We start from the raw sequence: 26,257 nt of genomic DNA, 5'->3' as shown, positions 1-26,257 counted from the left end.
CTTAGGTAAAATGATCCTTTTCTACTTGATTAATAAAATATTGTACCCCTTCGGTGACTACTTGACGTAAATTAACCACTGGTTGAGCAAAAGGGGGGATTTTCTCAGAAAGTCCTAATAAATCAGCGGTAACTAAAACTTGTCCATCACAATAATTACCCGCGCCGATACCAATAGTAGGGATAGAGACGCTTTCGGTAATTTTAGCGGCTAGGGTAGCGGGAATATGTTCTAAGACAAGAGCAAAAGCTCCCGCTTCAGCGAGATTAATAGCTTCTTGTAAGATTTTATCTTGTTCTTGAGGGGTTTTTCCCTGTTGAAGATAACCCAATTGATGTACAGATTGGGGAGTTAAACCCACGTGTCCCATCACAGGAATACCTATAGTAGTTAAGTGGGTGACGGTAGAGGCGATCGCCGGGTATCCTCCCTCTAATTTTACCGCAGCGACTCCCGCTTCTTTAAGGAGACGACCCGCGGAGTGTACAGCTTGTGTAATACTTTCTTGATAGCTTAAAAAAGGTAAGTCACAAACCACGAGAGCATTTTTCACCCCACGAGATACAGCGCTAGCGTGGTGGATCATTTCTTCGAGAGTCAGAGGTAGAGTATTAGCATAGCCCAAAGCTACCATGGCGAGGGAATCTCCCACTAAAACCACATCTACACCCGCTTCATCGAGTAATTGAGCGATCGCATAATCCCAAGCAGTCAAAGCGACAATGGGGCGTTTTTGTTGTTTCCATTTAATTAGCTGTCGGGTTGTGACTACCATAATTTAAGTTCTCACTGCTTCTAGGATACGAGAATAATAGAACTTGGTACTAGTCATTCCTGTTCTTTTAATGGTAAACCCGTTATTTGAGAGTATTTTAATCATATCAGCTTCTTTGTGTTGATAAGCGCGGGTAGTTTTACTAGGTCCGGGGAAAAACTCACCAATTTTCTTTAACATACTCAAAACAAAGGTTTTCGGAGCAAAACTCACAATCACACGAGATTCTGCTAGAGATGCTAAATGTAGTACCATTTGTTCCATATCCCAATCCGGGTAATGAATCAACACATCTAAACAGATAACGGTGTGATATTTACCTGTGAGATTCTCCAAATCACTAACGCTAAAAGATAAATTACTAGTATCCTCTAATAACCTTTCAGCGTTGGTTTGTGCTTCGGTGATCATGTTTTCAGAGATATCACTAGCGAAGACTTGCGCACCCATTTGAGCCAGAGGGATACTTAAGCTACCTACACCACAACCCGCGTCACAAAAGCTTAAACCTGTTAAGTCTCCATCGGCTTTTAGCCATTTTAAAACAGTATCGATGGTTTGTTGATGTCCTACTCTAATATTTTTTTGGACTTTATTAACTTCCCCATCGCCATAAATGCGTTTCCAGCGGTCAAATCCTGCTGTATTGAAGTATTCTTTTACTATGGTTTTATCGTTGAGATTGAAATTCATTGCTTAAGTCAAGAGTAGTAATAATTATCTACTGTATCAGTTGATCGAGACGTGCTAAGACTTCTTGAGAGTGAATCGCGGGATTTACTCCTAGGAAAATCTCTCTGATTATACCTTCGGTATCGATTAAAAAAGTATGGCGTAGTGACATAATCCCTAACCATGAGCCATATGTTTTGCTCACCTCTCCCGTGGTATCAGCTAAAAGGGGGAATTTTAAACCTTCGGAGTCGCAGAATTGAGCGTGAGAATCTACATCATCAGCGCTGACTCCTAGAATTTCTACGTTACGTTGTTGATATTGGGGTAAATCTTGTTGAAAGCGACGCGCTTCGAGGGTACAACCAGAGGTAAAGTCTTGAGGATAAAAATATAAGACTACCCATTTACCACGATAATCAGAAAGAGAAATTTCTCCATCTCCTGTATTCGTAGGAAGGGTAAATAGGGGTGCAGGTTGATTTAATTCGGGTTGTTTTCCACCTAATGCTAAAGCTGGTGGAGTTAAACTCAATAAGAGAATTAGGACAAGCAGAAAAACACGTTTCATGGTTTATTTTAGATATATTCGCTGATATCTTCTTTACAGTCATCCGCTAGATAAGACAGAGATCTAAATCTCAAACCCACTAACTGCTCATAAAGAGGATTGAGTTTACACAAAGGAGGTATATGGACAATTTTACGCTTAAATAGCACAATATCTCTTTCAAAGGGACATTGGGGGGGAATCATTTTACAGAGAAATTTTGCTAAACGAGGATCTTCTATTTCTAAACCATCTAACCAGTGTTTCACTGGTTTTAATAAATCAGGGTGGGGTAATTCTTGGGGGGTGTCTGCGTCATGAATAGTTATGTCTAGAGATAGTAACGCTTCTACGCTTAACCCTAAAGCTTCGCTAAATTCTTGTAAGACTTTTGCTTCTGGTATAGAATAGACTCCATCAGCTAAAGCTACTAAAACTGCTGTTCTGAGAAAGTTTTCTTTGGTTTTTTTATCTTCTCCGAGTGCGTTAGCTAATTCAGTTGGGGTGATTGATTTAAATTCTACTATTTGGGCTTCCGATAGGGCTAATTCTTCGGTAATTTTAGCTATCACTTCTTGTTCTTCTGTTGTATATACACCATCAGCCCAAGCAATTGTGAGTAATCCTCTTAACCAAGCGATAATCTGATTGTCGTTAACTGATTGAACCATATTTTTTTAATTAGTATTTTCTTTACCAAAGCGATAACCTCTACCATAGACGGTATGGATTAGTTGAGTTTCGCCTCTGGTTTCTATTTTACGACGTAATAAACGAATTAAAGCAGCTAAAACATTACTGTTAGGTTTTTCTTCACTTGACCACAAGTACTGATAAATTTGTTCATGGGTTAATAATTGCTCGGGATGATTGAGAAAATAGATGAGTAGTTTGATTTCTTTTTCCGAGAGTTTAATCATTCTTTTACCACGGTAAGCTAATTGATTATCAGTATCTAGTTCTAAATCTTGGTATTTTAATCTAGTAATTGGGGGTGTAGCTTCAAATTGTCCTCTTCTGAGTAATGCTCTGACTCTAGCCAATAATTCGGGTAATTCAAAGGGTTTGAGTAAGTAATCATCTGCTCCTGCGTCTAATCCTGTGACGCGATCGCCTAGGGTATCTTTAGCGGTAAGCAACAATACTGGGGTGATCTGTTGTTGTTTTCTAATCGCTTGGGTAATTTCAATCCCTGAATGGTAGGGTAACATCCAATCGAGAATCAAGAGGTCATATTGTTGAGTTTGGGCTAATTCTAAACCTTTTTGTCCATTATCGGCTATTTCGACTTGATATCCTTCTTTACTTAAGACTTGACTTAGGGGGGTGGTTAATTCTGGTTCGTCATCTACTAGAAGAATGCGCATAGGTCTTATGATATTTAGATACGTTTTAAAAGTTTATTTTATGCTTACTGTAGCTTTACCTAAAGGTGCGCTCTTGTCTGATAGTATTAAACTTTTTCAGTCTGTTGGACTGGATTTTAGTGCTTTTTTAGATAGTAATAACCGTCAATTACAAATTACTGATCCCACCGGATGCGCGATCGCTCTGTTAGTACGTGCTCAAGATGTACCTGTTTATGTAGAATATGGTCAAGCGCAATTGGGTATAGTTGGTGATGATGTCCTCAGAGAGAAAAAACCTCAAGTTGCTAAATTACTGGATTTGGGTTTTGGTTACTGTAGAATGTCTGTAGCTGTCCCTAGTACTAGTACTTATCGTCGCGCTGTAGAATTACCTCCCCATGGGAGAGTCGCTTCTAAATACGTTAACTCAGCTAAGGATTTTTTTCATCAAATCGATTTACCTGTAGAAATTGTTCCTTTATCGGGTTCGGTGGAATTAGGACCAATTACGGGTATGTCAGAGGCGATCGTTGATTTAGTTTCTACCGGACGCACTCTTAAGGAAAATGGACTAGTAGAAATCGATATTCTCTATGAAAGTACCGCTAGACTTATCGCTCATCCTCTGAGTTACCGTATTAATCAGGATAATTTAACTACTTGGGTAGAGAAGTTAAGTTATGTTAAGATTAATTAATATTAACTAGTAACTAAGTCTATTCTATGGCTGTCTTATCCAATCAAAAGCCGTCTCTTTTACCCAATGATTGGGGATTACTTTTAAAATTAGTACCCTATCTACGTCCTCATCAAGGTATCTTCATCTTGACAATTATTTTGTTGATTCCCATCGCTATAGCGGGTGTGATGCAACCCTTAATAGTCGGTCAAGCAATTTCTCTGTTACAGGGTGAGGATACCTGGAGGATATTAGATGGGAAAAACCTAACTGATGGGGTAAGTCTGCTGATTATGTTGTTGTTATGTACCCTGGGAATTCGTTTGAGTTTATTATCTTTTCAGGGGTATCTGGTGCAAAAAATTGGACAAGAAATAACCGCAGGAGTACGTCAAGATTTATTTATTCATGTTACTTCCCTAGCAACTAGGTTTTTTGATGGTACACCAGTAGGAAGATTAGTAACTCGGTTAACTAGTGATGTAGAAGCTTTAGGTAATGTTTTCGCTAGTGGTGCGATTGGCATTTTTAGCGACACCATCTATATGTTGGTGATTATTGTCACTATCTTTAGTATAGAATGGCGTTTGGCGATCGTCCTAGTGTTAATGTTAATACCTGTAATAGGACTTATGCTCTACTTTCAAAAACGTTATCGTCAAGCTAATTATCGCTCTCGGGAAGAACTATCTAAACTAAACTCTATGCTACAAGAAAACGTGCTGGGGATTAGTATAGTACAGTTATTCGGACGAGAAGAATATAATAGTAAGATGTTTGCTAGAATCAACGATCGCTATCGTCAGGAAATAGATAAAACTATTGTTAGTGATTCGGCAGTCTCAGCAACTTTAGAATGGATCTCATTAATAGCGATTGGAGGGGTTTTAGGTGCAGGAGGTTGGTTAGTCTTTAAAAATAATCTCGATTTAGGGATGTTATCAGCTTTTATGCTCTTATCTCAGCGCTTTTTTGAACCTTTAAGACAGTTCGCTGATAAGTTTACCATGTTCCAAGCGGGATTTACAGCGATCGAAAGAATTACCGAATTAATGGATGAAGAGATCGAAATTCAAGACTTAGCTAGTCATCATCTCAAGAATTTACCACCAATAGAGCATGATTCTACTAACTTAGGAGAGATTCGCTTTGACCATGTTTGGTTTGGTTATAAACCTTCAGAATACGTTCTCAAAGACCTTAATTTTACCATTAAGTCAGGGGAAAAAGTAGCTTTAGTAGGTCCTACTGGTGCGGGGAAAAGTTCGATTATTCGGTTACTCTGTCGTCTTTATGAACCTACTCGGGGTAATATCTATTTAGATGGTATTGATATTCGTGAACTTCCCCAAGCAGAATTAAGACGTTATATAGGAGTAATTCTGCAAGAGAGTTTTATCTTCGCGGGTGATGTTCAAGAAAATATTGCTCTTGGTGAGGATTTTACCCCAGAAGAAATCGTTACCGCGGCTAAATTAACCAATATTGAACCCTTTATCGAACAACTACCCCAAGGTTATCATACCGAATTAAGGGAAAGGGGAACTAACCTTTCGGGAGGACAAAAACAACTCCTTGCTTTTGCTAGGGTAGCGATTCGTAACCCGAGAGTCTTAGTCTTAGATGAGGCTACCTCTAGTTTAGACGTAGTTACAGAAAGACAAGTACAATCGGCTTTAGATAAGTTATTAATTAGACGTACAGCGATTATTATCGCCCACCGACTTTCTACTGTGCGTAACGTGGATAAAATTTTAGTCCTCAAAAAAGGAGAGATTATCGAATCTGGTAATCATGAACAACTTTTAGCTCATGACGGATTATACGCTAATCTCTACCGTTTACAGGAGTTAAATGTTTAGAGTTCGAGGTTTCTAGGGAGGAGTTAATTAGCCTCTTGCCTCTTGCCTCTTGTGAAAGCTTATCACCACAAGTACACCGAGAGCCGCTAAATGTTTAGGTGTTGGCTTTAATTTGAGCTAATAACTCTTCTAGAGTAGTAGCTGGTTTTTGACAAGCTAACCCTTGACAGACTATACCCACAGCATCTTCTGGTAAATCAGATTTGAGTAAAAAGGTGCTAGTTGGAAAATATTGGGGGATTAACTCTTCTAAATTACTAGCTGTAGTTCTGACGCTGATTGGCTGTAAATACCAGTATAAACCAGTCACTAAACTAGGACAAGTTTGAGGATATTTCTGTAAGATATTGCCAAAAGTGCTTATAATGGCTTGTGCTTTATCGAGATATTCTAGTTCATCGGTTAATAGACTCAGACGCACTAGGTTAGCTACAGCGACACCATTAGCCGAGGGAGTAGCGTTATCGTTGTAACTACGTTCACGTAAGGGTAGGGTATCACTATCATCAGAGCCATTATTATAATAACCTCCTCCCTCTGTGCACCAGAAGAGGTTATCTAATTCTTGTTGTACATTTAAAGCTGTGGTTAACCATTGGGTTTGTTTGGGGTTAGCTGCGTGTAAATCTAGCAATGCTTTAATAAAGAAGGTATAGTCTTCTGATTGAGCTAGTACCGATGCTTCACCATCATAGTTTAACCTGTAAAAACGTCCCTCAACCCATTGATTATTGAGGATAAATTCGGTAGCATCTATAGCTAATTCCCCATAACTAGGTTCAGCAAAAACAGCAGAAGCTCTAGCTAAACCAGAAATCATTAAACTATTCCAGGCTACGATCATTTTAGTGTCAGTAACCGCGGGTATGCGTCCTTCCCAACTAAGGAATTTGGCTTCTTGGTTATTACGCGCTGGAGGGAATGAGGTTAATTCTTCCTTACTACGTCCATAACGAGCTACAAATAGTTTAGCGAGAATATCTTCTATATGGGATGATAGTTGATGATTTTGTCTTCTTTGCAGTACATTTGCTCCTTCAAAGTTACCCTCGGGAGTAACAGTAAATTCTGCAGCTAGATGGTTGAGTTCATAAGTACTGAGTAAGTTCTGTAACTCTTCATAGCTCCAAACGTAAAATGCTCCTTCTTCTGGCTCTGTTGCTTGGGGATTGAGGAAACTATCGGCGTCTTGAGCTGCATAAAAATAACCTTCTGGTGCAGTCATTTCTCGTTTTAACCATTCTACAGTCAGGGCGATCGCTCTTGGGAAAGATGGCTCAGTAGCACCCGCACTCCAGAGGTTGGCGAGATATTCCACAATTAAGCCGTTATCATAGAGCATTTTTTCAAAGTGGGGGACAGTCCAGGTAGCATCTACGGTATAACGGTGAAATCCTCCTGCTACGTGGTCAAAGATACCCCCTAAAGCCAAGTCTTTACCCCTTTGAATGGCTATTTCGTCTCGTTTGTAACGAGAGTTGAACTGTAGGTTACTTCCTCTGAGTGCTAAATCTGCGTAGGGAATCATGGGAAAGCTAGGGTTACCTAGGGTATTGGCAGAAATAACCCCTATATTAGTTTCTATGCCTTTAGCTAGTAATTCTTTAGTAATTATATCGGTGGCATTACCTGTAGTAATCAGATTAGCTTGTTCTAAACCTCCTTTGATTTGTGCTTTGATTCCTTGAAGTTTCTCTTTTTCTTGGTCGTAGAACCGACGTAAGGAGGATAAGACGTCTAAAAAACCTGGACGTCCATAACGTGGCTCTATGGGGAAATAAGTGCCACCATAGAAGGGAATTAAATCATCAGGAGTGAGGAAAATATTAAGGGGCCAACCGCCTTGCCCTGTAATCATTTGTAATGCTTGCATATAGATGCTATCTATATCTGGTCTTTCTTCTCTATCTACTTTGATGGGGAGAAAGTTAGTATTGAGATAATCGGCGATCGCCTGATTGGAGAAAGCTTCACCTTCCATGACGGTACACCAGTGACAGCTAGAATAACCTATGGAGAGAAAAATGGGTTTATCTTGTTCTTTAGCGAGATTGAGAGCTTCTTCACACCAATACCACCAACTAATGGGGTTTTCGGCGTGTTTGCGCAGATATAAACTTTTAACTTGGGCTAATTTGTTGGACATATTCAAAACAATTATGATAATTTTTGCAAGTAAGCTCGAATCAAACCAATCACCACTGCGGGTGATTCTAACTGAGGAGTCAATCCCACATCTTCTAATTCTTGAAAATATTTAATCGCTGCGGGGTTAAGTGCTGCTAGACGTCTCCCTATATCTGGTCCGGTAAATTGGGATTTTTGACCCCAAATAATAGCGGTGGGGGTGGTTAATTGGGTGATATATTGAGCTAAATCAAAACAGATGTCCCCTCGCACAAAAGAAAGAGCGGCGTATTCTGCGTTAGGCTGAGTAGCTGAGGCTAAATAAGCTTGCACTATTTCCGGATAAATGCGCTCAGGTCGCGCAAATTGTCGGGTTTGCAGGAAATTTTGGATACCGTTATAACTGGCTACTCCTAGGTTATAAATGAATTTATCGAGAACTGGAGTACTAACTAGTTGAGCAAAAAAACTACGACTATAGTTTTCCCCAAAGTCTGATAAACCTGCGGGTGTGGTTAAGATTAAGCATTTAAATAATTCCGGACGAGCGATCGCTACTCTAACGGTTAATGCTGCTGTTAAGGATGACGCGATTACAGGGGTAGGTTCACTACAGGTTTGTTCTAAAAATTCTGTGATACTCTTGATATAATCTTCAGGATAATAATCTTTTTCGGGGTGTTCTGATCTTCCCCAACCGATTAAATCTGGGGCGATCACCTGATAATCACTAGCAAAAGCGGGGTAAACCTTTGACCATTCGTAAGCCGAAGATCCACCCCCAAAACCATGGAGAAAGACTAGTTTCTTATTTGTTTCTGATTGCCAATCTTGCCAAGGTTGCCCTTTTGTACTATAATAAACCATAGTACCTAGACTAGTTACTACAGAATTTTGTTCTACGCCAATTGGTTCGATCATAGTTGTCCTAGAATTCTGTTAGTGCTTATTATATCTCTATATTCGGTGTTAGGTGTTAGGTGGAACGGTGTTATTCCAAATTAAGAATTAAGAATTAAGAATTAAGAATTTTTTCGCGCATTCCCTATCTCCCCATCTCCCCACACTCCCTCTCTCTTCCCTATTCCCTATTCTCGTTTAACCATTCTTGTAAGATGGGGTTAACTATTTCTGGTGCTTCATCTTGGGGACAATGTCCTAAACCTTCTAACTCGATAAATTGCTCTACTGTGTCAAAATTAGCGAGTTGACGTCCTAATTCTAAAGGTTCCCAGGGGTCTTTCGTTCCCCATAATAAGATAGCTTTACAGGGTAAATTGGGTAATAAGTCTTCTGGTAATGGTCCGCTTGAATAACGGGTAAAAGCACAAAATACCGCAGCAGCGCCAGGATCTTGGGCTGGTTTAAGGATAATATCTACTAATTCATCTGTTACCGCTTCTTGACGTTGATAAGCTTGTAAAAGGATATTGCGCACTGTTTTTGGTCGCGCAATCTGTTGAAAGAATAACTTACCGATGCTGGGGTTACCGAGTAATTGTTGGACAAAACTTGCTCCATAACTACGATACCAGGGGATTTGATCCCGTTTACGTTCGTGGAGTAAGCGTAAAGAGCAATTTAAAGCGGCTACCCCTAAAACTAAATCAGGAGAAGCGATCGCGCTTTCCATCGCTACAATCGAACCAATAGAATTACCTACTAAAAAAGCAGGTGTTCCGATTACCTGCTCACAAAAGTCTGTAACTAATTTAGCCCAAGTTTCAAAAGTATAGTTGATTTTTATCCCTGGTTGGGGTTTAGCTGAGTTACCAAAACCGATTAAATCTAGTGCGTAACAACGGTTAGTTTGTCCAAGTATAGGTAGATTTTTACGCCAATGTCCCCAAGATGCACCAAAGCCATGGATTAAAACTACCGCCGGTCCTTCTTCACCGCAGCTTTGATAGGTAATAGGGAATCCTTCCCAAGTCCAAGTTTTTTCTGTGTTGTCCATTGCTGATGCTTTTGTTAACTTATGTTAAGTTTAACACTTGAGCCTCTGCTGATTGTTAATTTAATTTTGTCATAACATAGAATCAAAGTACACCTTGATTAAGTTATGGGTAAGAAACAATACAATTTAACTTGGGTAAAAATAGGCAATGACTCAGGTTTTCGTCTTAGTAGTAATTTTTTCAAGGATAACCCCCAATTTCAACAAGCAACTGGCGCTGTTGAAGTCATTGCACCTGATACCTTGTTAGTGCGCTTAAACCCTGAGTCTGTAGAAGCATCAGAAGATGAACTGATGTTGAGTTTATTTCTAGATTTTGTGACTAAACAAGCTTTATTAGCTCCAGAAACTGAGCTGGAAGCCTATACCGAAGCCATGGTAAAGGAAGACGAAGAGTTAATCGCAGGGGTAGAAATTGATAATTAATGGTTGGCGAATTTACTTTGTCAAAAGGGTTTTTGGTCAACAGCGTCGCGATTTACAAGCCCAGGTTCGCCAACTAAAACAAACCTTACCACCAGAAATATACCGTACCCATCCTACAGTAAAACTATATGCAGGGATTATGATCGCTATCAAAGAAAAAATCCCCCTAAATCCTAGAGCAAGTTATTTCTCTTTAACTGGTGCTTTGAAGAAATATGGAAGAGTCAAAAAAATGGGATTACCAGAGCGCTATCGGTTATTTTTTCGGGTTTTAGAAACCGAAGAACAAAAAGCAATTTTTATTCTCTGGTTAGGATATCCGCGCAAAGAAGGAGACAAAAATGACTGTTATAAGGTAGGTATTCACCAAAATGGTAATGCGGGGTGATTTTCCTGATTCTTTTGAGGCTTTAATTCGAGATAGTGAAGAATAATAGACTTTTTAACGAACTCACCTTAACTAGTTTGATTTAATTAAATACCCGACTAAAATAGTCGGGATTAGTTGACAGGCATTTGCAGGGGGTGATAAGATTCAACGTAAGCGAAAAGACGATAACAATGTAAAGAGATTAAAAGACGATGACTCAAACCACAACCATAACTGAACACAAGCCTACATTTACTAAACTGGTATCTAAAGAAGGATCTAAAGAATACCCACTTAAAGCGCTCAATATCTGTGAGGAAACCTTTGCACCTTTAGAAGTTGCTTACGATTATGACGCGATTAAAAGTCAAGTCAGTCGCGAAAGTATAGCATCTGGACCAAATTCGATTTGGCGTTACCGCGCTTTCCTACCAGTAGAAGGTAAAGACGTTATTGATGTGGGTACAGGGATGACACCTTTAGTTAAATCCCACCGTTTAGCTCGTCGTCTTGGTCTCAAAAATCTCTATATTAAAAATGATGCCGTAAATATGCCTACCCTTAGCTTCAAAGATAGGGTAGTATCAGTAGCTTTAACCCGCGCGAGGGAGCTAGGCTTTACAACTGTATCTTGTGCAAGTACAGGAAATTTAGCTAACTCTACAGCAGCGATCGCCGCTAGTGCAGGTTTAGATTGTTGTGTATTTATTCCCGCAGATTTAGAAGCAGGAAAAATCCTCGGTACTTTAATTTATAACCCTGTAGTAATGGCGGTTAAAGGTAACTATGACCAAGTTAATCGTCTCTGCTCAGAAGTAGGTAATACTTATGGTTGGGGTTTTGTCAATATTAATCTACGTCCTTACTATTCTGAAGGTTCAAAAACTCTAGGCTTTGAAGTAGCAGAGCAATTGGGTTGGGAACTACCAGATCACGTTGTCGCTCCTTTAGCTTCAGGTTCACTCTACACCAAAATCTATAAAGGATTCCAAGAATTCATCAAAGTAGGTTTAGTCGCAGATAAACAAGTACGTTTCAGCGGTGCTCAAGCAGAGGGTTGCTCCCCCATCGCTACCGCTTTTAGAGAAGGTAGAGACTTTATCGCACCAGTTAAACCCAACACCATCGCTAAATCCATCGCTATTGGTAATCCCGCTGACGGTATTTACGCTCTCGATGTAGCTCGCAAAACAGGTGGTAATATCGAATCAGTTAACGATACCGAAATTATCGAAGGTATCAAACTCCTAGCCGAAACAGAAGGTATCTTCACCGAAACCGCGGGAGGAACAACCGTCGCTGTACTTAAAAAATTGGTAGAAGCTGGTAAAATTGACCCTGAAGAGAAAACCGTAGTCTATATCACTGGTAATGGCTTAAAAACCCAAGAAGCAGTACAAGGATATATTGGCGAACCCTTCACCATCGAAGCTCGTTTAGATAGCTTTGAAAGAGCTTTAGAGCGCTCTCGCACCCTCGAACGTTTAGAATGGCAACAAGTTTTAGTGTAACGCAAAAATGACAATCAAAGTACTTATTCCCACCCCTCTACAAAAATTCACCAATGACCAAGCTGTAGTTGAATGTAGCGCTAACAGCTTTGCTGAATTAATCGACGCCTTAGATATTACCTTCCCTGGTATTAAAGGTCGTCTCTGTGATGAAAACGCTCAACCTCGACGCTTTTTGAACTTCTACGTCAATAGTGAAGATATCCGTTTTCTGCAAGGTGTAGATACTCCTTTACAATCTGGGGATGAAGTTAGTATAGTTCCTGCTGTTGCAGGTGGTTGATAAACCTGATGGGGCGCTTATAGCGCCCCTATAATTAATTAGCGCAACTAGTACATTGCTGTTCAGATTCTTTATAGTCGTCTTTTTGGACTGTACGTATATAGTAAATCGCTTTACAGCCTTTATTCCAAGCCATAATCAGGGTATCAAAGATATCCTTGGCTTTAATCGCTTTGTCGGGTTGATTGGGATCATAAACCCCTTGATTGAGGTTAAAGATTAACTCCATAGAGATACCCGTGTCAATCCATTGTTGGATAGCAGCGATCGCCTTAACTACTACTTGCTGGTTAAGGGTTTTATTTTCTTGGTAATACCAGTAATAGTCGTTGATATAGGGTGGTGCGATGGGTACCGTACCCTTAGCCCATTTATCATAGAAGAAGCGACTATAAGCGGGTAAAACACTAGCTGTACAACCCTGAACTAGAGAAGATGAGGTATTAGGGGCGATCGCTGTGATATGAGAGTTGCGGATACCGTAGGTTTGGATATCTACTGATAATTGTAACCAACGTTGAGGGTGTTTGGCATTTTCTTGATACCATTGTGGGGGTTTATTGCCGATGAGGTTACCCTGACTCCATTGACTTCCCGGAAAAGCGGGATAAGGGCCTCTTTCTTTAGCTAATTCCATGGAGGAGTTGGTACACCAATAGCCTATCTCTTCAAATAAGTCGTTAATTACCTCTAGATTAGTATAGGAGAGTTTTTGCTTAGCTAACCAATCGGCTAAACCCATACAACCAATACCAATGGTACGATAATGTTGATTATGGTTTTTGGCTGCGCTAAAAGGTGGCTCGGTAATTTCAATGGTGTTATCTAGGATTCTTACTCCCAATTCACACAGATAAGGAATTTCGCTAATTTCTAGGTTAGCTAGATTAAGACTAATTAAGTTACAACAGTGGGCTTTATCTCCTGGTTTAACATTAGAGAATGATTCTGTACAGAGATTAACCCCAGGTATATAACCATCGTGTTGGTTAGGATTAGCGCGGTTGATGGTATCTTTAAAAGCTAAATAGGGTAACCCTGTTTCTACTTGAACTCTCATGATTAACTTAAATAACTCTTTGGCGTTAATTCGTTTGTAGAGAGTAACTTTAGTATCTAGATGCTTTTCTATCTGTTGATACCAGTAGTCAAACTCGTCTCCCCATAATTCCGCTAATTCGATGCCAAATTCTTGTCTAATCTGATAAGGATCAATTAATGTCCAATCTTGATTATTCACCACACGACGCATAAACTCATCTGTGATGACTAGTTGAGGGAAGACGTCATAAGCTTTGCGACGTTGATCACCGTTTTCGGTTTGCATCTCTAGAAATTCGGTTACGTCAAGATGCCAAATGTCAATACTAGCAGTAACGGCCCCTGCGCGTCTTCCTCCTTGGTTAACGGCGATCGCCGTGTCGTTGAGTATTTTAATCCAAGGAATTACACCCCCTGAAGCGTTTTTTTTGCCCATTACCCAACTTCCTGTAGCGCGAATGCGAGAACAATTCATCCCGACTCCTCCACCACTTTTGGAGATACGCGCGGTGTTGGTTACTTCTGTAAAGATACTTTCTAGGTTGTCATCCATCGCTGTAATAAAACAGCTAGTTAATGAACCTGTTCTGGTTCTGAGATTTGCTAAAATAGGGGTAGCTAGGGATATTTTTCGTTGCGCGATCGCCTCGTAGAATTTTTTCGCCCATGTTAATCTATTCTGGGGACTTTCTACTAAAGCTATTAATAGAGATGCAGTTAAGAAAGCTTCTTGGGGTAACTCATCTTCTAATAGATAACGACTGCTTAATAGTACTGCTCCTGCATAGTCGTAATCTAAATCCCAGTCTGATTTTAACCAGCTTCCTGCTGTGATTAATTCAGCTTCGCTATATTGTAGAATTTTGGCGTCATACTCACCACTCTCAACCTTTGCTTGTACTGTTTTGTGGTAATTTTCGTAGAGATAACCACGTTTAGCGATAGTATCTTTCCAAAGACTCCAAATATGCAATCTTCCTGCTACGTAGCGCCAATCTGGTTCACTTGGACTACACATTTCTAAAGCGCAACGAATCAGGTTTTCTTGAATTTCTCTGGTGGTTACACCGTCTCTGAGGCGAGTAGTTAACCCTGCTTCTAGGGTAATAGAATTTAACGTCATTCCTTGACAAGCCCAGTTTACCACTTTACGTATTTTACTAACGTCTAAGTTATCTTTTCTCCCACTACGTTTGATAACCTTAATTTTGCTGGTATTTGTCTCAGATTGATGATTGCTTACTGCTTTTTCAGCAACTGTCAGCGTCGGTTGTGCCATTAAAACTTTTCATAGTTATTAGTACACATTCTATTATACCATTTCCCTAGTGTTTGACAACCTGTTTTTTAGGTATGTAACGCTATATCTAGTATCTTCACCTAATTTGCTCAGGTTTGAGATAATAAATAGTAAACAATAGTAACCAAACTATGCCACCAAACAGTTACATACGTTTATATTTAGAATTGCACCTAAAAAATGATCAACCCGAGTTACTTCAGGGTTTAGATAATTGGTTGCAATTAGGGCTAATTAGCGAAGAATATGTTAGAGAATTATGTCAAAATTGTTTAACTTGTTCTCTTCCTGTTAGAAATATTCCAGTCATTCAACCAACCCAAACCCAACCAGAATTAGTAATAACTTCTCCAGCAATATCTCCTAGACAACAACCAATTTGGGTAAGAGTAATCCAAAGTTTAAAAGACGAATTTACTGTACGTTGGTTATTATTATTAGGGATATTTTTAGTCATAATTTCTTCAGCGGTTTTAGCTGCTAGTGGTTGGCAAGAATTCTCAGACACAATACAGTATATTATCTTATTTTTATACAGTCTAGGCTTTTGGATTACGGGGACTTGGTTAAGACGTTTATCTAGTATACCATTAACCGCTCTAACCTTGCAAACAATCGCTATCTTATTGATTCCTGTTAACTTTTGGGGGATGGATACCTTTAATTTGTGGTTAGATACCCAGGGTATTATCGTTATGGCGATCGCCAGTTTAACCTTAACGGGTATTTATTTATGGCAAAATCGACAACAACAAAGTCTTTCTAGTTCCCTTAATTATCTTACTCTTTGTTTCTTGCATTTGGGTTGGGATTGGCAACGTTTTCCTTTAATTGCTATTTACGTAGGAGGAATAATCACTTTTATTGTTTTACAATTTCTCACCCCAAGACGTCAAATAGGGGTTAATTTTATTGTCTATGCTTTTGTCTTAATTTTAATCAGAGGAGTTTTTATTGTGCAACTTCCCCTATCAGAATTAGGGGTAATTTTTGGGTTGATGGGGTGGTTAATATCCAAACGTCGTTTACAACGTCTCCTCAAAAAATGGTCACCTATTATTGGCTTTAGTTTATTGTTAATAGGTTTAATTGTTACTCTAAGACAAGAGTTACCTTGGCAAGCTTTTATCATCCTTATTTTAGGTATTCAACGCAATTTTATTTATTTAAAGAGATATTGGCAAAGAGGTTATTTATTAGCTATTTTCTTATTAAGTTTACAGTTATTTTTTCTGGTTGATAAATTTATGCCAGTAGAGATAAAAAACTTAGTTTCAAGGTTATGGTATTCCCTAACTCAACCTAATGGTTATTATGTCACCATTTATAGTGTAAGTATCTTAATTTATCTAGCTGTTTTTTTAGTTTTTCTAGACTGGATATATAGAAAGAATCAAGCTAAAGTAGCCTTATTTGGGGAGAGATTATGCCTTATTTTAGGTTTAATCGTCTTTTTTATTGCTTGTTTAAATCCTTTAACCCAATTATACAACCTAATTTTAAATACAATTATTCTAACTTATCTAGCTTATCGTCGTACTCCTACTAGTTTTTTCCGCGTTAATTTTGCTCATTTAGCGGGATTATTCAGTATTCTAGCTATTATTGATTGGCAATTACCTTACTTAACTCACAGTCAATGGGTAAGTATCTTTTTAGGGATAATGATCATAGAATGGGTAACTAGTGCTATTTTTGCTCAAGTAACCCTATGTAGAGACAGTTGTTGGTTTATGGGCTTAATTCTAGCAGGGTGTAGCTATTTTATTATTCTAGCTAGAGTAGAAACCCCCAATATAGCTGCATTGTGGTTAGTGACTCCTCTAACTATCACAGGGATAATATCCCGTTATCCTCAAGCAAAAAGAGAAAATATGGCTAGAATTAGTTCTCTGGCTTTATTAATAGCACAATTGCTGTGTATCTGGTTTGCTAATACGAGAATCATTGGTTTTACTGTCGCTACAGCTTTGATGATAGTTAACTATAAATATCTCCCGAGACAAAATACCGCTATTCTGCACTATGGATTTATTCTAGGATTAATAGGCAGTATAGTTGGGGTTATCTTAAATATCTCTAGTTGGTGGTTACCAGCTGCGATCGCCTCTGGGTTATTATGGTTAGTAGTCGAGTATTTAAGGACAAAATACCCAATTTATGCTCAAAGTGCGCTATTTTGGGCTAAAGGTTTAGGTTTTACTCTCTTAACCTTACTTAGTTTCCGCGTTATCTTAATTAGTTTTAGTCTATATTCCGCTAATTGGCAATCTCTAACAGCGATAGCAATATTAATCATCTCATTAACAATCTGGTATCGAAAGGAAAACTATTCTAACCTGATTTTGGGGATTGGGTGGTTATTAGAATTAGGTTTAATTGAAACAAATCTACTCTTGGGGGGAAACAACCTCACACTAGCTACAGCTAACGTGATATTAGGGTTACTCAGCTTAACTTTACGTCAATGGTTAGGTAATCAAACCCCCAAATTAGCCCTAATCCCGCTTTTTTACGCTAGCATTGCCTTAGTCTTGCGTCTAGGGTATTTTACACCTTATACAGGGTTGCTAACCCTAGGAATAGCGGGTATTGGGGTTGGAGTAACTACACTGCGTCGGGAATGGAAACCCTTTACTTATATTTCTGTGTTAGGTATTTCCCTGGGAATTTATGAAAGCTTATTCTATCAACTACTCCCTATCTCTAGAGAAGCATTTCTACAACAACTCACTTTTATTGCTATAGTCACGGGTTTAATAGCTATAGCTTATCGTCTTGGTGGTTGGTTATGGCGAGAATCCCTGTTTAATCTCTCTAGTCGGGATATAATCACTCTTGCTGATATTCACTGGGGAATAGCAACAGGAATACAGATAATTATCTTTTTACAGAGACAGACATATACTGAGTTTAATTTACTGATTCTGTTGTTATCCTTACTCTTAGGTGGTTATGCTTTAATACAAGGACGTTTACAGAATTTTTGGGTATATATAGGTATAACTCAAATAGTCAGTGGTATAATTTATTTGCGTCTGAGTTGGCAATTCTCTAGTATTTTAGATTCTTTTCTACTCATACTAGTCTGTCTTGTCGCTTTACTCAGTTATCGAATACCTTGGAGTCGTTGGGGCTGGAACGATATAACATGTAAAAATGGTGTTACATTGGCTCCTGCCCTGACTGCTTCTTTAAGTAATCCTAGTTACCTAGATTTAATTATTGTAGCCATCTTTTATCTAATTTTGGCTAGAGAACAACAGAATATCCGTTACAGTTATTTTAGCTTAGGTTTTCTCCTTTGGGCGATCGCCCGTTGGTTATTAACCCAAAACGATGTAGATTTACTTTGGTATGTAACTATTATTGGTTTAGGAATTAATTATATCGCGGCTGTTGATCCTTATTTACAACTACCCTCACAAAAAAAACAACGTCATCAATTACGTCTCCTTGGTAGTGGTATCATTGCTATAGTAGCCATTGTCTTACACCAGGAAACGGGTATTATTCCTGCAGGTTTAGGATTATTAGCTATGTTATTAGGTTTAGCTTTAAAAATACGTGCTTTTTTATTCATAGGTACTTTAACTTTTACTGTGACTATCTTCTATCAGTTAATCATTCTTAGCTTTACCTATTCATTTCTGAAATGGATTGTCGGTTTAGTTGTGGGAATTGGTTTAATTACTATTGCTGCAAATTTTGAACGCAGTAGGGGACAAATGAGTGTAATATGGCAACAGTGGTTAATTCAGTTGGAACAATGGGAGTAATATTTACAGGTTTATGTCTTTTTATAATCTTTTTCAGCTTTACTTGTTGGTTTTTCTATGGTTTAAAGGTTGAATATCCACCTAATTCAGATTATCTTCTTAAAGGTCAATTTTCACCCCTAGCTTGTTTTTGGGAGGATGCACCATCTCCAGCACTCCAAGGACAAGCATACCATTTAGCGACCCCAATCGCTTGTATAGTTACTAAGACTTGGTTAAATTTTTATCGGGAGAATTTAGGTAAACCTGGAGTTAACTATTGGGAATGGCTTAATTTTCCTGAGTCTAATCAAGTTTGCGCAGAATTATCAGCTTTATTAACTCTCAAACCCCCTACATCAGAGGTTAACTCTATTTTAATGTTATTACCTTCTCAACCTCTACAACCCTTTACTGAGGGTGATTTTTGGCAACAAACTCACAACTATTATCTATTCAAAGATTGGCATCAAACTAGTTGTAAAATCTTAGGTAAAGCTACCCTGGAAAAAGTCTATCAAGTTTGTTTTAATATTTCTTGGCAAACTGTTAACGAAATTCTGACTTTACATCAGCAAAAACAGTTATCTTGGTGGCAAATCTTAAATATTACTGCAACTGCTGAAGCTGACGAGGTAGAAACTGCTTATAAAGGATTAATTCGGTATTGGCATCCTGACATTAATTCTAGCCCCTACGCTAATCAATTCGCTACGATGATCAACTTAGCTTATGAAGAATATAGCAATCTTCCTCCACCCCGTCGTCTCAATTCTTTCTTTGAGTTTTTATACCAGATATATGCTTTTTTGGCTAATCTCAAACCTTTAAAATTATTTCTCAAGGTTAGTAAGAATTGAAATTTAGGAACAGAGAGGATTTTTCCTGCATAAAATAAATAAAGAGGGAATCTAAGTCGATTACCTCTTATGATTGATTAAGTTAACTTTATTCGTGCAATCTCATTGATTAACTGTGGATAGTAGGAGCAGTTAAAGCAATAGGTTGCATTTCACCTGATGCTAAGTCTAAGGGGAAGTTGTGAACGTTGCGTTCGTGCATAGCTTCAATCCCTAAACCTGCACGGTTGATCACATCAGCCCAACTCATAACTACACGACCTTGTGCATCTAAGATAGATTGGTTAAAGTTGAAACCATTTAGGTTAAAAGCAAAGCAACATACAGCTAAAGAGGCGAACCAGATACCAATGACGGGCCATGCTCCTAAGAAGAAGTGTAAGCTACGACTGTTGTTAAAAGAAGCGTATTGGAAGATTAGACGACCAAAATAACCGTGAGCTGCTACTATATTGTAGGTTTCTTCTTCTTGACCGAATTTGTAACCAGAGTTTTGAGATTCGTTTTCGGTTGTTTCTCTGATTAAAGATGAGGTGACTAATGATCCGTGCATCGCACTAAATAAAGCCCCACCAAATACCCCCGCTACACCTAACATATGGAAGGGGTGCATTAAAACGTTATGCTCTGCTTGTAGTACTAACATAAAGTTAAAAGTACCACTGATTCCTAAGGGTAAACCATCAGAAAATGAACCTTGTCCAATGGAGTAAATTAAGAGTACAGCTGTTGCTGCTGATACAGGAGCGCTATAAGCGATACAAATCCAAGGACGCATCCCTAAACGGTAAGATAATTCCCATTGACGACCCATATAAGAGAAAATACCAATCAGAAAATGGAAAATAATTAATTGATAGGGTCCGCCGTTGTATAACCATTCATCGATGTTAGCTGCTTCCCAAATAGGGTAAAAGTGTAACCCAATAGCGTTGGAACTAGGTACAACCGCTGCTGTAATGATATTGTTTCCATAGAGTAAAGAACCCGCGATCGGTTCACGAACTCCATCAATATCCACAGGAGGCGCTGCAATAAAGGCAATGATAAAGCAAATCGTTGCTGTTAATAGGGTAGGAATCATTAATACCCCAAACCAACCTATGTATAAGCGGTTTTCGGTGTTAGTAATCCATTGGCAAAATTGTTCCCAAATATTGCTACTTTGGTTTTGTTGTAAAGATATAGTCATGGTCTTTCATTCCTAGGTTAAGATTTGTTCAAGGCAATTTAACCTTATTAGTTATTTAACTATATAAGAATATAATTGTCAAGAGAAAATGAAAATTTTTTTTAAGGATATTGTAGTAAGCATTGTCGAAAAACAAGTTACTAGCCTAACTATTCTCTACAAAGAGTTCGCTGTTAGGTGCTAAGTGCTATTATTCCTATATAGCATACTCAGAAGCTCCCTTCTCCCGTCTCAGGAGTCTCCCCTATTCCCTAGAAAAGTAGCGCTATATGATACCTAATGGCTGAAATAACTTTCTGATGGTACTTTCTTAGTTCTTGATTTGATGAACAAGGGGAACATTAACCCAGCATTTTTGACGGTGAGATTCTTGAGTTAAATTGACTAACAACTGAGAGTATATTCCATCTTCCAAAGAAGGGGTTGTAGGTTGACCTTGTTTAATCCCTTGTACCCACGTATCTACTACCCTAATAAAAGGTGCGAGACGTCCATCACTGTAAACTTGGGGAAAAGCAAGACGTTTAGGTATCTCTACCTCAGTCAGTGGTTTATCTGGTGGTGCAGCTGAAAGACGAAAACCATGTACATAGTCTTTAAGGTTACTACTTCCTAAGACTAAAGTTCCCTGATCACCGTAGATTTCTAACCAATGTCCTCTCCCGTTATTAGTTACTGAAGACAGAGAGACTTGACAGGGAGTCCCATCGGCTAACTCTAACATAATCAGGGTAGTATCATCAGAATCTACTGCTTTTAAAGCGTAGTTACTAACGGGATCAGGTCTCCAGGGTATAGCGCAATTGAGAAAACCACAGAGACGTTTAACAGGACCAAACAACCAGTTAATATAGTCAAAACAATGAGAACCGATCGCCCCTAAAACCCCACCACCGAGATCAGTGCGAGAGTACCAATTCCAAGGACGTTCGGGGTTAGCGCGACTAGCTACTAACCAATCTATTTTAATCAAATATTTTTTACCTACATATCCTTTTTGTAAGTATTCAGCTAATAATTGCCAAGCAGGAATAAAGCGGAATTCAAAGTCAGGAATAGCAATGAGATTATTTTGTTGGGCTAAAGCGTATAACTCTTCTATTTCTGGGGTAGTTATGGTCATGGGCTTTTCTAACAACAGGTGTTTTTTAGCCATGAGCACTTGTTTCCCCATTTCATAATGTAAAAAAGGAGGAGTAGCGATACTGACAGCGTCGAGAGATTCTAGAGAGAGTAAATCATCGAGATTAGTAAAAGCATAAGGAATATTATGAGTAGAAGCGATCCCTTCTACTTTAGAGGGATCACGATGATAAACAGCGACTACTTCTGTTTCAGGGTGTTCTTTAAATCCAGGTATATGGACTTTCTCACCGAAACCTGTACCTACTACTGCTACTTTAATTGGTTTAATTTGATTCATGATGATTGGAAAAGCCGTACTGCTCTAACCCAATTTAACCATGAATCGGGGGAGCTTTACCCTTCTTTAATTTTATGCAGCTTGAGAAAATTAGTTCCCTTGGCAGTTTGAGCAGGAATACCCCCCATAATTAAGATCATATCCCCAGGTTGAGCGAGATTTCTCTCTAATAATCCTGATTCTGCTTGTTCGATTAACTCTTCAAAGAATTGCACTTGACCTTCAATCAAAATCGGCATTACACCCCAAATCAGATTTAAACGATGATAAACCTTAACATTATGAGTAAAAGCTACTACAGGAGCTTTCGGACGTTCTCCCGAAGCAATTAGAGCGCTATATCCCGTAGCTGTAAAAGTTACAATGTATCTTAAGGGTAAAATTCGGTCAATAGCGTTAAGAGATTCACTCAAAGCGTGAGTTTGATCATTATCTTCGGGAATATAATTAATAAATTTAGCCTCTTGCTCAATATCAGTAGCGATTTTAGCCAACATTTTTACTGATCGCACAGGATATTTACCTACGGCGGACTCTCCCGAGAGCATAACCGCGTCTGTACCATCTAGTATAGCATTAGCCACGTCACTAGCTTCAGCGCGAGTAGGACGAGGGTTACGAATCATGCTATCGAGCATTTGGGTGGCTGTAATCACAGGTATCCCCTTTTGGTTGCACATTTGAATAATGCGCTTTTGTAACAAGGGTACTTTTTCTGGCTTCATTTCTACCCCGAGATCCCCTCTAGCTACCATCAGCCCATCACAACAACTAATGATATCAGGGAGGTTATCGATCGCTTGGGGTTTTTCAATTTTAGCCATTACGGGTACATCAGGGTAACCTTTTTCTGCTAATAAAGCTTTGAGAGCACGAATATCCTCACCACTACGAACAAAACTCAGAGATACCCAATCTATCCCTTGAGTTAAACCGAAGTCTAAATCTCGCTTATCTTTTTCTGTCAGAGAGGGGAGATTTTTTAAATTCAGACTAGGAAGATTAACCCCTTTACGACTTTTGAGTATTCCCCCTTCTACTACTTCACAAATAACCTTGTTTTCGTGAACATCTTTGATAACTAATTCTAGTAAACCATCATCTAACAGAATTTGTGCTCCTGGTTTAGCTTCTACTGCTAAATCAGGGTAATCAATCCCTAGGGTATTGGGTTGGTCCTGGAATTGGGCAACAGGTATTAGAGAGACTAGATCTCCTTCTGTGAGGAGAACTTCTCCTTGACTTAATTGACCAATACGAATTTTAGGACCTTGTAAATCCTGGAGTAGAGTAATTGGGGTATCTAATTCCTCTTCTACCGATCGCAATAGCTTGACCATTTTCTCATGATTTTCGTAATCCCCATGAGAAAAATTCAATCTAGCTACATTCATTCCCTCTTCGATCATTTGTTTTAGTACTTCCCGAGAACTACTAGCAGGACCTATAGTAGCTACTATCTTAGTACGTTTAGTAATAGGTTTCATAAATTCAAAAATACTTAACTCATCCGCCTTTAATATATAACAAGATTTGGCAAGACTATTGTATTAATGACAACCGCTTACAGATTTTCTAATTCAGCTTTTAAGCGTTTAATTTCTTCGGTTTCTAAATCTTGGAATTTAGCTTCTAGAGGATCTCGATTTAATTCTGTTTGCGCTTCGAGTTCAAAGATTTTCTGCTCAATCTTGTCGAGAACTTCACTATTATCGAGTTGTGCTAAGGTTTGAGATGTGTTAGCTGAGCGATATTTAGCTAGATATAAGTCTTTTTTGAGCTTGATCTCGGTAACTTTGGTTTCGAGTAAGCGCAATTGCTCTTTGAGTTGGGTAATGATAGTCAATTGAGAGGTAATCTGTTTATCTAATACTTCCGCTTGTTGGAGATAAGCTTGACGTCTTTGTAAACAATCCTTAGCTAGTTGTTCTTCTTTTTGTACTAAAGCTAATTGAGCGCGACGATACCATTCTTGTGCTTGTGCTTTATATTGCTTACTTTGACGTTCTGTACGTTTTTCCAGAGCGATCGCCCCTGCTATCGACTGACGTTGAGAGATTACTTGTTGTTCTAATTCTTCGATAGTAGCTTCAATTATTCTCTCTGGGTCTTCTGCTTCTTGTAGCATATTATTTAAGTTGCTACGCACTACGTTAACAAGGCGATCGAACAGACTCATTGTAGTAAATCCTTAATTACCTCAATGGTTAACTTTTCTACCGAATCAAGTACAATAGTTCCCCCTGCCCCTTGCAATTGTACTTGGTGTTGTTCGGGATGAGAATGTAGATGAGGAGGGATAATCCCTACCCCTATCCATTGTCGCTCATTTTCTTGCTTTTTGGCTGCGGTGACGGTGTACATATCAGCTACCGTATCCCCGACGTAAATAACGGGAGTCAATTCTGTGGCTAATTCTGCAACCACTCTCAATAAACCCGTTGGATCTGGTTTCCCTGGTGCGTCTTCCATAGCCACTAAGACGGGGTTATTTAAACCAAGACGTTGATGTAGAACGTATTCTGCTGAACCCCTTGTCGCACCACTAAAAAACCCCCAGAGAATCTCTTGATTGGTAAGTTCCTCAAAATAAGCTTTAGTTGCTAAGAGAGGCTCAGTAGTGATATAACCATCCCAATCAACGGGATTAGTGCCTCGATAACGAGATTGGAAAAAAGCGACTAACTCATTATAATCTAGATTAGGGGTGATACCTTGAGATTGCCAATAGCGAAGACATAACTCCCAAGAAGCTTCCCAGTCGTTATTCCAGATTCCCTCACTTTTGAGTGTATCAATATCCTCCATAGCGGGGCGATAATTACCTTGGGTAAACTTTTCTACCGTATCTGCTAAAGCCCGTCGATAAGAGCCACTCACATCGCGAATGACACCATCTATATCAAATACTATAATTGGTTTCATGACACTTAATCATAATTTTTTTCAATTTAGCATGAACCAGTTACACACAAATTTTTGTTTTTGTACCCTAGCTTTAGGTACTTCTTACCGTTTAATGACTAAGAGATTAGCTGAGGATTTACAGCGTTATGCTCCTGGAATTAAACTGGTTGTTGGTACTGATTTACCCTCTAATTTTGCAGATTGTGGGAATATTATCCCTTTTTGCTTACAACAAACGGGGATTTTGCACTGTTACCATGATAAACGATTTGTGTTTCTGGAGGCTTTGTCTCGGTTTGACACCGCTATTTTTATTGACGCGGATACCAGAATTATCGCTGAACTTCCCCAAGCTATAGATAGTACTCCGGGTATCATTGGTGCTTTTAATGAACCCTTGATACCCCATGTCCAGAAATATACCCCAGAAAGGTTGGACAGATTAGCTAAAATCGCTACTAAATTAAATCTTGAGTTAGCAGATAGTGTTTTTGTAGGAGAAGCCTTAATCATTATCTCACGTCATCAAGGTCAAGAACAGGAATTTTTAGACTGGTGGGGAAGAATTGGTACTTATTTAGAGTTAAGAGGTATTTATGCAGGGAGTGGTAATATTATTGGTTTAGCTGCCTTAAAAACTGGTTTTACTATAAGTAGAACAGCTACTTGGGAACAACTAAACCAAGCCAAACAACACTTAGACGCTTCGGGAAATCCTAAAACTCAATGGCAACAGTTTCGACGTAGATTACTATATCACTATAGACTCAATAAAACTCGGTTACTAGCTTTACAAGATTTTGATTTTTATTACCGTTAGGATCTGTTATAATAATGTGTTGTACTATTTTTTTAGCAGAGGTATCATTGTCTCGATTTATTTTAAAAGTTCTGTGGTTAGATAAAGACGTAGCTATAGCAGTGGATCAGGTAGTGGGTAAAGCTTATAGCCCTCTAACTGCTTATTTTTTCTGGCCCCGTAATGATGCTTGGCAACAACTAAAAGACGAATTAGAATCAAAAACCTGGATCGCTGAAACCGAAAAAATCGAAGTTCTCAATAAAGTCACAGAAGTAATCAATTTTTGGCAAGAAAACGGTCAAAAAACTACTATGGCTCAAGCTCAAGAACAATTCCCCGAAGTAGTATTTAGCGGTAGTAATTAAATATCTGAAAAGGGAGGATCAATAATAATCCCCCTTTTTTGGGTTAAC

General features: G+C 38.8%; 23 protein-coding genes and 1 pseudogene. 10 read left to right on the top strand and 14 right to left on the bottom strand.

The window, feature by feature from the left end:
- Position 1: 1 nt before the first annotated feature.
- Genes panB through EA365_01845 form a run of 5 tightly spaced genes read right to left on the bottom strand, consistent with a single transcriptional unit; the run spans position 2 to position 3,364 of the window.
- Positions 2–775: a 3-methyl-2-oxobutanoate hydroxymethyltransferase gene (gene panB / locus EA365_01865; GenBank protein ID TVQ48168.1), complete on the bottom strand. Its 774-nt coding sequence runs from the start codon at positions 773–775 to the stop codon at positions 2–4.
- A 3-nt stretch (positions 776–778) separates the two neighbouring features.
- Positions 779–1,468, bottom strand: coding sequence for a magnesium protoporphyrin IX methyltransferase (locus EA365_01860; GenBank protein ID TVQ48167.1), 690 nt, complete (start codon positions 1,466–1,468; stop codon positions 779–781).
- Positions 1,469–1,496: 28 nt separating this feature from the next.
- Positions 1,497–2,018 carry a peroxiredoxin gene (locus tag EA365_01855; GenBank protein ID TVQ48166.1) on the bottom strand — a complete coding sequence of 174 codons (522 nt, stop codon included), beginning with the start codon at positions 2,016–2,018 and terminating at the stop codon, positions 1,497–1,499.
- Positions 2,019–2,026: 8 nt separating this feature from the next.
- Positions 2,027–2,668: a nitrogenase gene (locus tag EA365_01850; GenBank protein ID TVQ48165.1), complete on the bottom strand. Its 642-nt coding sequence runs from the start codon at positions 2,666–2,668 to the stop codon at positions 2,027–2,029.
- Positions 2,669–2,674: 6 nt separating this feature from the next.
- Positions 2,675–3,364, bottom strand: a complete 690-nt coding sequence (locus EA365_01845) for a DNA-binding response regulator (protein TVQ48164.1) — start codon at positions 3,362–3,364, stop codon at positions 2,675–2,677.
- 40 nt (positions 3,365–3,404) lie between these two features.
- Here EA365_01845 and EA365_01840 point away from each other — a divergent pair, with 40 nt between their 5' ends.
- Positions 3,405–4,043 carry an ATP phosphoribosyltransferase gene (locus EA365_01840; GenBank protein TVQ48163.1) on the top strand — a complete coding sequence of 213 codons (639 nt, stop codon included), beginning with the start codon at positions 3,405–3,407 and terminating at the stop codon, positions 4,041–4,043.
- 26 nt (positions 4,044–4,069) lie between these two features.
- Positions 4,070–5,887: an ABC transporter ATP-binding protein gene (locus EA365_01835; GenBank protein ID TVQ48162.1), complete on the top strand. Its 1,818-nt coding sequence runs from the start codon at positions 4,070–4,072 to the stop codon at positions 5,885–5,887.
- Positions 5,888–5,981: 94 nt separating this feature from the next.
- Here EA365_01835 and EA365_01830 read toward each other — a convergent pair whose 3' ends face one another.
- From EA365_01830 to EA365_01820, 3 genes are all read right to left on the bottom strand, one after another.
- Complete coding sequence (locus EA365_01830) at positions 5,982–8,033, bottom strand: thioredoxin domain-containing protein (GenBank protein ID TVQ48161.1); 2,052 nt, start codon at positions 8,031–8,033, stop codon at positions 5,982–5,984.
- A gap of 11 nt (positions 8,034–8,044) precedes the next feature.
- Positions 8,045–8,935 (bottom strand): alpha/beta hydrolase, encoded by an 891-nt coding sequence (locus EA365_01825; GenBank protein ID TVQ48160.1) that lies wholly within the window; start codon positions 8,933–8,935, stop codon positions 8,045–8,047.
- 160 nt (positions 8,936–9,095) lie between these two features.
- Entirely contained in the window at positions 9,096–9,971 is an 876-nt protein-coding gene (locus EA365_01820) for an alpha/beta fold hydrolase (protein TVQ48159.1), read from the bottom strand.
- Between the two features lie 105 nt (positions 9,972–10,076).
- Here EA365_01820 and EA365_01815 point away from each other — a divergent pair, with 105 nt between their 5' ends.
- The 4 genes and pseudogenes from EA365_01815 (at position 10,077) to EA365_01800 (ending at position 12,561) form a co-directional block, all read left to right on the top strand.
- A complete protein-coding gene (locus tag EA365_01815; protein TVQ48158.1) occupies positions 10,077–10,397 on the top strand; it encodes a hypothetical protein in 321 nt (106 codons plus the stop codon).
- Positions 10,387–10,831: pseudogene (locus EA365_01810) on the top strand (type II toxin-antitoxin system YhaV family toxin). Before EA365_01815 ends, EA365_01810 begins: the two are co-directional and overlap by 11 nt.
- A 148-nt stretch (positions 10,832–10,979) precedes the next feature.
- Positions 10,980–12,278, top strand: coding sequence for a threonine synthase (locus tag EA365_01805; GenBank protein ID TVQ48157.1), 1,299 nt, complete (start codon positions 10,980–10,982; stop codon positions 12,276–12,278).
- Between the two features lie 7 nt (positions 12,279–12,285).
- A complete protein-coding gene (locus EA365_01800) occupies positions 12,286–12,561 on the top strand; it encodes a MoaD/ThiS family protein (GenBank protein TVQ48156.1) in 276 nt (91 codons plus the stop codon).
- Between the two features lie 34 nt (positions 12,562–12,595).
- Here EA365_01800 and EA365_01795 read toward each other — a convergent pair whose 3' ends face one another.
- A complete protein-coding gene (locus EA365_01795; protein ID TVQ48155.1) occupies positions 12,596–14,881 on the bottom strand; it encodes a ribonucleoside-diphosphate reductase subunit alpha in 2,286 nt (761 codons plus the stop codon).
- Positions 14,882–15,033: 152 nt separating this feature from the next.
- On the opposite strand from EA365_01795, the gene EA365_01790 reads away from it, so the two are divergent.
- Together EA365_01790 and EA365_01785 are read left to right on the top strand one after the other, a co-directional pair.
- Complete coding sequence (locus EA365_01790) at positions 15,034–18,681, top strand: hypothetical protein (GenBank protein TVQ48154.1); 3,648 nt, start codon at positions 15,034–15,036, stop codon at positions 18,679–18,681.
- Positions 18,642–19,520: a J domain-containing protein gene (locus tag EA365_01785; GenBank protein ID TVQ48153.1), complete on the top strand. Its 879-nt coding sequence runs from the start codon at positions 18,642–18,644 to the stop codon at positions 19,518–19,520. Before EA365_01790 ends, EA365_01785 begins: the two co-directional genes overlap by 40 nt.
- 109 nt (positions 19,521–19,629) lie before the next feature.
- On the opposite strand, the gene psbA is transcribed toward EA365_01785, so the two are convergent.
- The 5 genes from psbA to EA365_01760 form a co-directional block, all read right to left on the bottom strand.
- Positions 19,630–20,712, bottom strand: coding sequence for a photosystem II q(b) protein (gene psbA / locus EA365_01780; protein ID TVQ48152.1), 1,083 nt, complete (start codon positions 20,710–20,712; stop codon positions 19,630–19,632).
- A gap of 310 nt (positions 20,713–21,022) precedes the next feature.
- Entirely contained in the window at positions 21,023–22,135 is a 1,113-nt protein-coding gene (locus tag EA365_01775; GenBank protein TVQ48151.1) for a gfo/Idh/MocA family oxidoreductase, read from the bottom strand.
- A gap of 56 nt (positions 22,136–22,191) precedes the next feature.
- Entirely contained in the window at positions 22,192–23,622 is a 1,431-nt protein-coding gene (gene pyk, locus EA365_01770; protein ID TVQ48150.1) for a pyruvate kinase, read from the bottom strand.
- 77 nt (positions 23,623–23,699) lie between these two features.
- Positions 23,700–24,314: a PspA/IM30 family protein gene (locus EA365_01765; GenBank protein ID TVQ48149.1), complete on the bottom strand. Its 615-nt coding sequence runs from the start codon at positions 24,312–24,314 to the stop codon at positions 23,700–23,702.
- Positions 24,311–25,060, bottom strand: a complete 750-nt coding sequence (locus EA365_01760) for a TIGR01548 family HAD-type hydrolase (protein TVQ48148.1) — start codon at positions 25,058–25,060, stop codon at positions 24,311–24,313. Before EA365_01760 ends, EA365_01765 begins: the two co-directional genes overlap by 4 nt.
- Before the next feature lie 31 nt (positions 25,061–25,091).
- Between EA365_01760 and EA365_01755 the strand changes: the two genes are divergently transcribed.
- Complete coding sequence (locus EA365_01755) at positions 25,092–25,862, top strand: hypothetical protein (GenBank protein ID TVQ48222.1); 771 nt, start codon at positions 25,092–25,094, stop codon at positions 25,860–25,862.
- A gap of 14 nt (positions 25,863–25,876) precedes the next feature.
- Positions 25,877–26,209: a 30S ribosomal protein PSRP-3 gene (locus EA365_01750; GenBank protein TVQ48147.1), complete on the top strand. Its 333-nt coding sequence runs from the start codon at positions 25,877–25,879 to the stop codon at positions 26,207–26,209.
- Positions 26,210–26,257: the final 48 nt, after the last annotated feature.

Origin of the sequence: Gloeocapsa sp. DLM2.Bin57, from assembly GCA_007693955.1 — a bacterium.
In the GTDB taxonomy this organism is placed as follows: domain Bacteria; phylum Cyanobacteriota; class Cyanobacteriia; order Cyanobacteriales; family Gloeocapsaceae; genus Gloeocapsa.
The sequence above is the reverse complement of the archived record's forward strand: the minus strand, read 5'-3'. Positions and strand labels throughout refer to the sequence as shown.

Excerpts from the sequence above, each read along its gene's own strand:
- EA365_01795 (TVQ48155.1), bottom strand. The coding sequence starts at position 14,881 with ATGGCACAACCGACGCTGACAGTTGCTGAAAAAGCAGTAAGCAATCAT.
- EA365_01785 (TVQ48153.1), top strand. The coding sequence starts at position 18,642 with ATGGCAACAGTGGTTAATTCAGTTGGAACAATGGGAGTAATATTTACA.
- EA365_01855 (TVQ48166.1), bottom strand. The coding sequence starts at position 2,018 with ATGAAACGTGTTTTTCTGCTTGTCCTAATTCTCTTATTGAGTTTAACT.
- EA365_01820 (TVQ48159.1), bottom strand. The coding sequence starts at position 9,971 with ATGGACAACACAGAAAAAACTTGGACTTGGGAAGGATTCCCTATTACC.
- EA365_01840 (TVQ48163.1), top strand. The coding sequence starts at position 3,405 with ATGCTTACTGTAGCTTTACCTAAAGGTGCGCTCTTGTCTGATAGTATT.
- EA365_01765 (TVQ48149.1), bottom strand. The coding sequence starts at position 24,314 with ATGAGTCTGTTCGATCGCCTTGTTAACGTAGTGCGTAGCAACTTAAAT.
- psbA (TVQ48152.1), bottom strand. The coding sequence starts at position 20,712 with ATGACTATATCTTTACAACAAAACCAAAGTAGCAATATTTGGGAACAA.
- EA365_01850 (TVQ48165.1), bottom strand. The coding sequence starts at position 2,668 with ATGGTTCAATCAGTTAACGACAATCAGATTATCGCTTGGTTAAGAGGA.
- EA365_01755 (TVQ48222.1), top strand. The coding sequence starts at position 25,092 with ATGAACCAGTTACACACAAATTTTTGTTTTTGTACCCTAGCTTTAGGT.
- EA365_01790 (TVQ48154.1), top strand. The coding sequence starts at position 15,034 with ATGCCACCAAACAGTTACATACGTTTATATTTAGAATTGCACCTAAAA.
- EA365_01750 (TVQ48147.1), top strand. The coding sequence starts at position 25,877 with ATGTGTTGTACTATTTTTTTAGCAGAGGTATCATTGTCTCGATTTATT.
- EA365_01845 (TVQ48164.1), bottom strand. The coding sequence starts at position 3,364 with ATGCGCATTCTTCTAGTAGATGACGAACCAGAATTAACCACCCCCCTA.
- EA365_01775 (TVQ48151.1), bottom strand. The coding sequence starts at position 22,135 with ATGAATCAAATTAAACCAATTAAAGTAGCAGTAGTAGGTACAGGTTTC.
- EA365_01800 (TVQ48156.1), top strand. The coding sequence starts at position 12,286 with ATGACAATCAAAGTACTTATTCCCACCCCTCTACAAAAATTCACCAAT.
- EA365_01805 (TVQ48157.1), top strand. The coding sequence starts at position 10,980 with ATGACTCAAACCACAACCATAACTGAACACAAGCCTACATTTACTAAA.
- EA365_01815 (TVQ48158.1), top strand. The coding sequence starts at position 10,077 with ATGGGTAAGAAACAATACAATTTAACTTGGGTAAAAATAGGCAATGAC.
- EA365_01830 (TVQ48161.1), bottom strand. The coding sequence starts at position 8,033 with ATGTCCAACAAATTAGCCCAAGTTAAAAGTTTATATCTGCGCAAACAC.
- EA365_01825 (TVQ48160.1), bottom strand. The coding sequence starts at position 8,935 with ATGATCGAACCAATTGGCGTAGAACAAAATTCTGTAGTAACTAGTCTA.
- EA365_01760 (TVQ48148.1), bottom strand. The coding sequence starts at position 25,060 with ATGAAACCAATTATAGTATTTGATATAGATGGTGTCATTCGCGATGTG.
- pyk (TVQ48150.1), bottom strand. The coding sequence starts at position 23,622 with ATGAAACCTATTACTAAACGTACTAAGATAGTAGCTACTATAGGTCCT.
- EA365_01835 (TVQ48162.1), top strand. The coding sequence starts at position 4,070 with ATGGCTGTCTTATCCAATCAAAAGCCGTCTCTTTTACCCAATGATTGG.
- panB (TVQ48168.1), bottom strand. The coding sequence starts at position 775 with ATGGTAGTCACAACCCGACAGCTAATTAAATGGAAACAACAAAAACGC.
- EA365_01860 (TVQ48167.1), bottom strand. The coding sequence starts at position 1,468 with ATGAATTTCAATCTCAACGATAAAACCATAGTAAAAGAATACTTCAAT.